Origin of the sequence: Mesorhizobium sp. M1A.F.Ca.IN.020.06.1.1, assembly GCF_004023265.1 — a bacterium.
GTDB lineage: Bacteria > Pseudomonadota > Alphaproteobacteria > Rhizobiales > Rhizobiaceae > Mesorhizobium.
In genome coordinates, this window is record NZ_RZSR01000193.1 from 1 (window position 1) to 7755 (window position 7755).

Sequence of the window (7755 nt, forward strand, 5' to 3'; positions counted from 1 at the left end):
AGCCTGCGCTTCGAGAGCGGCGCCAGGATCGATGGCGAGGACGGCTTTGCCTGGGCACAAGCCGCGATCGCCAAACTCAAGGCGATGGACAATGTCCGAGTGCTGTCGCGCACGACAGCTTTCGGGTACTACGCGCAGAACTTCGTCGGCCTTGTCGAGCGGGTCAGCGACCATCTCAAGAGCCCCGGCCGGGAGCTGGCGCGCGAGCGCCTGTGGCAGGTTCGCGCCAAGCGGGTCGTGCTCGCGACCGGCGCCATCGAGCGGCACATGGTGTTCGCCAACAACGACCGGCCGGGCGTCATGCTGGCATCGGCGGCGCGCACCTACCTCAACCACTATGGCGTGGCGGTCGGTAGGAATGTCGGCGTCTATACGGCAAACGACTCGGCCTACGCGGCCGCGATCGACCTGAGGAAGGCCGGCGTCAATGTCGCTGCCATCGTCGACCTGCGCGACAACCCGTCGGGGGCGGTGATCGACGAAGCGAGGAGCCTCGGCATCGAGATCAATTTCGGTCGCGCTGTGGTTAGCGCCGGCGGCAAGCTGCGCGTATCGTCGATGACGGTGCAGCCGAAGAACGGCGGCGGCGAGCGCAGGATCGCGGTCGACGCCATCCTGATGTCCGCCGGCTGGACGCCGTCGGTGCATCTGTTCTCGCAGTCGCGCGGCAAAGTCGCCTTCAACGAGGAGGCGCGACGCTTCGTGCCGGGGACCTATGCGCAGGACTGCGTCTCGGTCGGCGCCTGCAACGGCACGGACGGTCTGGAGGCAACGGTCGACGAGGCCTATGCGGCAGGCGCCCAGGCGGCAAGGGACGCCGGCGGCAAGGATTCCAGCGGCAAGATGGGCAAGGGCGCCAAGCCAAAGGTCGATGCCAGTGAAAGCTGGTCACGCGGCATGCTTGGCGCTGCGCCCGGCGCCGGGCCGGGCACCACGGTCAAGGCCTTCGTCGATTTTCAGAACGATGTCACCGCCAAGGACATTCGCCAGGCGGTGCATGAGGGCATGCACTCGATCGAGCACGTCAAGCGCTTCACCACCAACGGCATGGCGACCGACCAGGGTAAGACGTCGAACATGCACGGCCTGGCGATCGCCGCCGAGACGCTCGGCAAGCCGATCCCGCAGGTCGGTCTCACCACGTTCCGCGCGCCCTATACCCCGGTCACCTTCGGCTCGATCGTCGGCCATGCGCGTGGCGCGCTGTTCGACCCGACGCGCCGCACGGCGACGCATGGCTGGGCGGCCGCCCAAGGTGCCGTGTTCGAGGATGTCGGCCAGTGGAAGCGCGCCTGGTATTTCCCGAAAGCCGGCGAGGACATGCACGCCGCCGTCAACCGCGAATGCGTGACGGTGCGCAAAGCGGCCGGCCTGTTCGACGCCTCCACGCTCGGCAAGATCGAGGTGGTCGGGCCGGATGCGGCGAAGTTCATGGAACTGCTCTACACCAACCCGTGGGAGAAGCTGGAGCCCGGCCGCTGCCGCTACGGCATCATGCTGCGCGAGGACGGCTTCATCTATGATGACGGCGTCGTCGGCAGGCTGGCGCCGGACCGCTTCCATGTGACGACGACCACCGGCGGCGCGCCGCGTGTCATGCATCACATGGAGGATTATCTCCAGACCGAGTTCCCGCATCTCAATGTCTGGCTGACCTCGATTACCGAGCAATGGGCGGTGATCGCCGTGCAGGGGCCGAGCGCGCGGAAAATCATCGAGCCTTTGGTCGAAGGCATCGACATGTCGGACGAGGCACTGCCGCATATGTCGGTGCGAGAAGGCAAGATCTGCGGCGTGCCGACGCGGCTGTTCCGCATGTCTTTCACCGGCGAGCGCGGCTTCGAGGTCAACGTGCCGGCCGACTATGGCGAAGCGGTGTGGGAAGCGCTGTGGGCCGAAGGCCAGAAGCATGGCGCGACCGCTTACGGCACCGAAACAATGCACGTGCTGCGCGCCGAAAAGGGCTACATCATCGTCGGCCAGGATACGGACGGCACGGTGACGCCGAACGATGCCGGTCTCGACTGGGCGGTCGGCAAGAAGAAGACCGACTTCGTCGGCATCCGCGGCATGATGCGCGCGGATCTCGTCGCCAAGGGCCGCAAGCAACTGGTCGGCCTGAAGGCCAAGGATCCGAAGGTCGTGTTGGAAGAAGGCGCGCAGATCGTCGAGGATCCGAAACAGGCGATCCCGATGAAGATGATCGGCCACGTCACCTCCAGCTACTGGTCGGAGAACTGCGGGCGCTCGATCGCGCTGGCGCTGGTCGCCGGCGGCCGTGATCGCATGGGCCAGACGCTCTATGTGCCGATGCCGAACGGCACGATCGAGGTGGAGGTCACCGGCATGGTGTTCGTCGACGAAAAGGGGGAGCGCCTCAATGGCTAAGGCTACCGCCAAGACAAAAGCCGCCGACGCTTCAGCTGCCGCCGAACGGCGTCCGGCACTTGCCGGGCGCGCGGTGTCGGCGCCGGGCGTCAAGGTCGAGATCCTACCGCCGGCCGAACGCATCTCGCTGCGCGCGCCCGACGCTTCCGTCGCCGCGCTGTCCAAGGCGCTCGGCGTGACGCTGCCGTCGAAGCCGAAGACCTCGGCGGCGAAAGGCGGGCGCACCGCCTTATGGCTCGGGCCGGACGAATGGCTGGTCATCGACGATGCCGGCAACGATCCGCTGGCCGACTGCGCCAAGGTTTCGGCGCTGCACTCCGCGGTCGGCATCTCGCATCGCAATGTGGCGATCTCGGTTGCCGGGCCGGCGGCCGCGGTGACGGTCAGTTCCGGTTGCCCACAGGACCTGTCGCTCGAGGCCTTCCCAGTCGGGGCAGCATCGCGCACCATTCTCGGCAAGTCCGAGATCGTGCTGCTGCGTACCGCTGAAGACACGTTCCGGGTGGAATGCTGGCGTTCCTTCTCGGACTATGTATTTACTTTGCTGTCGGAAGCGGCGAGCGACGCGGCGAACTGATCCTGCGCCAACCGGTCCGAAGGGCCGGCCTCGGGGAGCCTTCACCGGTCCGGGCCGTTTCTGCGGCTTGCGAGGAGACCGTCGATGCCGTCCAAGTCCGTGCCGAAGTCGCCCAAGAAGTCAGAGGCGGTCCGTTCGCTGGAGCGGGATCGCGAGATCGAGGAAGAAGAGCTCGAGGAAGGCCTCGAGGACACCTTCCCGGCCAGCGATCCGGTGTCGATTACCAGCACCACCATCCCCGGCGGGCCGGCAAAGCCTGGCAGGGCCAAGACCTTGCCTGGAATGAAGTCGCACAAGAAGTAGAGCGCCGCCGCAGTCAAATCGGGCTTCAGGCGAAACGAAAACGGGCGGCCAAGCGCCGCCGGTTTCGTTTGCGATTTGGCGCTGATTAGAGGCCCGGCACGAACCAAGGGTTCACGTCGATACCGAGCCGCGGGCCGTTGGTCGTCTGAGTGTTGGCGGCATCGGGCTTTTCCACCGCGCCGGTCGCGGCGCAGTCGAGCGCCTGATTGGTGTGAGTCTGGGTGCAGGCCGCAGGGGCGTGCTTGGCCGGCTGGCTCCCGCCAGCGAAAGCGGCGCCCGAGAAAGCCAGCAAGGCAGCGAGCGCGAGGATTGTCTTTTTCATCTTTCCGTCTCCAATCGTACATGTACGACGCAACGTACATATACGGTTAATGGAGGCTGAATTAAAGAGGGAATTTGTACGCGTACGACAAATTAGCTTGAACCGAGTAACCGGCGTCGCAAATCAAGCGACCGGCGTTGTGTCAAGCCGGCGAAGCCGGTCAGCAGTTGACCGGTGTTTCGGTGAGCGGGGGTATGTCTTGCGCCGACAACGAGGCCAGCATGAAGTCGCACATCCGCTTCACATAGGCCTGGGGGTCGCCGAACGGATAGAAGGGAAAGGTGATCAGCAGCGAGATCGTGCCGTGGCCAACGGTCCACAGCATGGTGGCTATGGCGCGAGGGTCGCCTTTGAGCTTGCCGGCTGCGACGCAGGCCTCGACCCTGCTGATCAGCACCTTCATCGCCGGATTGCCCTGTTCCATGTCCTCGTAGCTCCGGCCTTCCGGCAGCCGGGTCTTCTCTGTCATGAAGACGGTGCGGTATTCATTGGGATTGCCGAGCCCGAAGGCGGCATACTCGGTCATCACAGCCCGCAGCGCCTCAACGGGATCGTCTGCCGGGTGCTCCTCGATGCGGCGGGCAAGCGTTTCGAACGCGTCCTCGGCGAGCGCGAACAGGATGTCCTGCTTATCGGCAAAATAGGAATAGACCGACATCGGCGCGTAGCCGACCCGCTTGGCAAGCTTGCGAATGGTAAGCCCTTCGTAGCCCTCTTCCTGCACAAGCTTGTGAGCTGCGTCGACCAGTTCGGAACGAAGCTCGGCTTTCTGTTTCTCGCGGCGTTTCTGAACGCTCAGCGGCAATTTCCGCCTGCCTTTATGGTTGGTTGCCTGACAAAATTATATACGCTGTACGGAAACGGACAAGGGAGCGGCCTGGTTCCCCAAGATACGCCCTAACGCTTTGTTCCTACTTAATTCCGAACAGGAAAGCCGCTACCCACTTTTTCCGAACTAGATCGCGCTAATGCCGCCGTCCAGCGCCTGCGCATGGCCGCGAGCCCTCAGTGGCGAAGGCTTTGGCCGCGCCGCTGCCGAGACCGCCTGTCGCACCGGTGATCAGCACCGTCGCTCCATCGAAACGGCCCGTGGCTTGGCTCCCTCAACTTTTCTTGTCAATCAGTTCCACCGCCAGCGCGGCGAGCAGCTTCACCGCCTCGCCATAGGTCCTGGCCTTTTCCGGGTTGGAGGCATTGCCGTCCAGCCCGCGGCGGTAGACACCCTGGCAGATCGCCGCCAGGCGGAAGAAGGAGAAGGCGAGGAAGAAGGTCCAGTTGCCGATGCCGTCGATGCCGCGCCGGCGGCAATAGGCGGCGACATAGGCCTCCTCGGACGGCAGGCCGATCGAGGCGCGGTCGATGCCGTCTAGGCCGAGAAAGAACGACGCATGCGGCAGCCGCCATTGCATGCATTGATAGGCGAGGTCGGCAAAAGGATGGCCAAGCGTCGACAGTTCCCAGTCGAGCACGGCGATGACCTTCGGCTCGTCCTTGGCGAAAATCATATTGTCCAATCGGTAGTCGCCATGCACCAGCGAGACCCGGCCGTCATCGGCCGGCATATGCGTCTCCAGCCAGGTCATCAGCCGATCCATAGCGGCTATGCTTTCGGTTTCGGAGGCGCGGTACTGACTTGTCCAGCGCGCGAACTGGCGCTGGAAATAGCTGCCGGGCTTGCCGAAATCGCCTAAGCCCACAGCCTCGACATCGACTTGGTGCAGGGCGGCGAGGGTCGCATTCATGGCGTCGTAGATCGCGGCACGCTCGTCATTGCCGGATGTATCCGGCAGCGACGGATCCCAGAAGATGCGCCCGTCGAGGAACTCCATCACGTAGAACATGCGGCCGATCGGCGTCATCTCGCCTGAAAGATGGAGCATGCGCGGCACCGGCACGGAGGTCGTGCTCAGCGCCTGCATGACCCGGAATTCGCGGTCGACCTGATGTGCCGATTTCAGCAACTGCCCCGGCGGCTTGGCGCGCAGCACGTAGCGGCCGCTGGCGGCGGTCAGCAGATAGGTCGGGTTCGACTGTCCGGACTTGAATTTTTCGGCCGCGCAAAGCTTGGAAAAACCAGGCAGATGCGCTTCGAGATAAGGCGCAAGCGCTGCTTGGTCGAGCGCGTTGGCGTCGCCGCTCATGCGGTCTCGGGCTGGCGCTCGATCAGCGTCAGGGTCAGCCAGCGCGCGGTGAGCGCCGGCTTCTTCGATCCTTCGATCTCGATGGTGACGTCGTGCGCCGTCTGCACCCATCCGGAAGGCCGCACCTTGACGTCGGCCAGCACGAAATGGGTGCGGATGCGCGAGCCGGTCTTCACCGGCGCCAGGAAGCGCAGCGTGTCGAAGCCGTGATTGACGCCCATCTTGGTGTTTTCGATCGGCGGCATGGTCTCGAAGGTCATGGCCGACAGCAGCGACAGCGACAGGAAGCCGTGCGCGATGGTGCCGCCGAACGGCGTCTCGCGCGCGGCCCGTTCCGGATCGCAATGGATGAACTGGTGATCGTCGGTGGCGTCGGCGAACTGATCGATCATGCGCTGCGTCACCGTGCGCCAGGGCGACACGCCGACTTCCTTGCCGACGCTGGCCAGAAGCGTATCGAGACTGATCGGTTCCACGCTGATGTCCTCCGCACCCCGCCCGATCGCGATTGCTTGAACCGGGCGTCCTACTCCTTGAACAATGTCATCCCGTGCTGCACCGACTGGCCGCCGTCGATCGGCAGGATGGCGCCGGTGACATAGCTTCCGGCACGGCTGCACAAATAGAGCGTTGCGCCGGCAATGTCATCCGCCACGCCGATGCGGCCGAGCGGAACATGGCTGCCGACACGTTTCGCCTGCTCCTCCGTGGCGGTGGCAAAGGCCGTCATCCGACTCTGGAAGGGACCGGGCGCAAAGGCGTTGACGGTGATGCGGCGGGCGGCGAATTCGATCGCCAGCGGGCGCGTCAGGTGATGCACCGCAGCCTTGGAGGCGGTGTAGGAATAGGCGTCGTCGGCCAGCGGCTGCGTGCCCATCACCGAGCCCAGATTGATCACGCGGGCCGGGTCATCGTCGCTTGCTGCAGCATCGAGCAGCGGCAAGAGCTCGCGCGTCAGGTGGAAGACGGCGGTGACGTTGACGCCCAACACCTTCGTCCAGGCGTGGTAGGGAAACTCTGCGAGCGGCGCGCCCCAGGAAATGCCGGCATTGTTGACCAGGATGTGCAGCCGGTCCGTTCGGACCTTCACCTCGGCAACCAGCGCGGCGATGCCCGCTTCGCTGGACACGTCGCCGGCAAACCCCTCGGTCCGACCGGAGCCGCCCTGAGCGTTGATTTCGTCGGCGACCCGCACACAGTCCTCGCCCTTGCGCGAGGCGATCATCACAGTGGCGCCGGCCTGCACCAGTCCGGTCGCCACCATGCGGCCGATGCCTGTTGCGGCACCGGTCACAAGCGCGGTCTTGCCGACGACCGAGAACAGCTTGTCGAGATAGCTCATCCTAATTCCTCCCGCGCGCCTCGTCCCGGCCGGAACCGAAGGACTCGCGTTGACAAGGCTAGCCGAAGTACGGTCATCCTTGCCACGGATAAAGAAGCGAAAGGGTCGGAACCGATGGCGGACATGAACCTCGGCATGACCGAGCGGCTGAAGCCGATCCATCAGCGCGTGGCCGCGATGGTGCGCGACGAGATCGCACCGCTCGGCGAGGAGTTTCTCGCCGAGGTCGGCAGAAACGGAGACCGCTGGACTTACACGGCCAGGCAGACCGAAATCCTCGAAGGACTGAAGAAGACGGCGCGGGAGCGCGGGCTGTGGAACTTCTGGCTGACCGATTCCAAGCGCGGCTACGGCCTGTCGACGGTCGAATATGCCTACTTGGCGGAGGAGATGGGCAAGGCGCATCTCGGCGCCGAGACCTTCAACTGCTCGGCGCCCGATACCGGCAATATGGAAGTGCTGGAGCGCTACGGCTCGGAAGAGCACAGGCGGCAATGGCTGGAGCCGCTGCTCGAAGGGAAGATCCGCTCGGCCTATCTGATGACCGAGCCGGACGTCGCCTCATCCGATGCCACCAACATTTCGATGCGCTGCCAGCGGCAGGGCGACGACTATGTGCTTAACGGCGAGAAATGGTGGGCGTCCGGCGCCGGCGACCCGCGCTGCGCCATCTATATCGTCA

9 protein-coding genes are annotated in these 7755 nt (G+C 64.7%); 4 read left to right on the forward strand and 5 right to left on the reverse strand.

Going from position 1 to position 7755, the window contains the following annotated elements; translation table 11 throughout:
* The 3 genes from EOA60_RS11290 to EOA60_RS11300 form a co-directional block, all read left to right on the forward strand.
* A partial coding sequence (locus tag EOA60_RS11290; RefSeq protein ID WP_128311366.1) for a sarcosine oxidase subunit alpha family protein occupies positions 1 to 2388 on the forward strand: 2388 nt, incomplete at its 5' end.
* Positions 2381 to 2965: a sarcosine oxidase subunit gamma gene (locus tag EOA60_RS11295; RefSeq protein ID WP_095823447.1), complete on the forward strand. Its 585-nt coding sequence runs from the start codon at positions 2381 to 2383 to the stop codon at positions 2963 to 2965. The genes EOA60_RS11290 and EOA60_RS11295, both read left to right, overlap by 8 nt.
* An 84-nt stretch (positions 2966 to 3049) precedes the next feature.
* Complete coding sequence (locus tag EOA60_RS11300; RefSeq protein WP_095823446.1) at positions 3050 to 3268, forward strand: hypothetical protein; 219 nt, start codon at positions 3050 to 3052, stop codon at positions 3266 to 3268.
* Positions 3269 to 3353: 85 nt separating this feature from the next.
* On the opposite strand, the gene EOA60_RS11305 is transcribed toward EOA60_RS11300, so the two are convergent.
* The 5 genes from EOA60_RS11305 to EOA60_RS11325 form a co-directional block, all read right to left on the reverse strand.
* On the reverse strand, positions 3354 to 3590 hold the full coding sequence (locus EOA60_RS11305; protein WP_128311368.1) for a DUF680 domain-containing protein: 237 nt from the start codon (positions 3588 to 3590) through the stop codon (positions 3354 to 3356).
* Between the two features lie 160 nt (positions 3591 to 3750).
* Complete coding sequence (locus tag EOA60_RS11310; RefSeq protein WP_095823445.1) at positions 3751 to 4395, reverse strand: TetR/AcrR family transcriptional regulator; 645 nt, start codon at positions 4393 to 4395, stop codon at positions 3751 to 3753.
* A gap of 298 nt (positions 4396 to 4693) precedes the next feature.
* Positions 4694 to 5731: a phosphotransferase gene (locus EOA60_RS11315; RefSeq protein WP_128311370.1), complete on the reverse strand. Its 1038-nt coding sequence runs from the start codon at positions 5729 to 5731 to the stop codon at positions 4694 to 4696.
* Positions 5728 to 6213 (reverse strand): MaoC family dehydratase, encoded by a 486-nt coding sequence (locus EOA60_RS11320; RefSeq protein WP_277816115.1) that lies wholly within the window; start codon positions 6211 to 6213, stop codon positions 5728 to 5730. The genes EOA60_RS11315 and EOA60_RS11320 overlap by 4 nt, the downstream gene beginning before the upstream one ends.
* A gap of 44 nt (positions 6214 to 6257) precedes the next feature.
* The gene (locus EOA60_RS11325; protein WP_128311372.1) at positions 6258 to 7073 is read right to left on the reverse strand and encodes an SDR family oxidoreductase; all 816 of its coding nucleotides are present in this window, start codon (positions 7071 to 7073) and stop codon (positions 6258 to 6260) included.
* 114 nt (positions 7074 to 7187) lie between these two features.
* On the opposite strand from EOA60_RS11325, the gene EOA60_RS11330 reads away from it, so the two are divergent.
* On the forward strand, positions 7188 to 7755 hold a 568-nt coding region (locus tag EOA60_RS11330), incomplete at its 3' end, for an acyl-CoA dehydrogenase family protein (protein ID WP_206628124.1).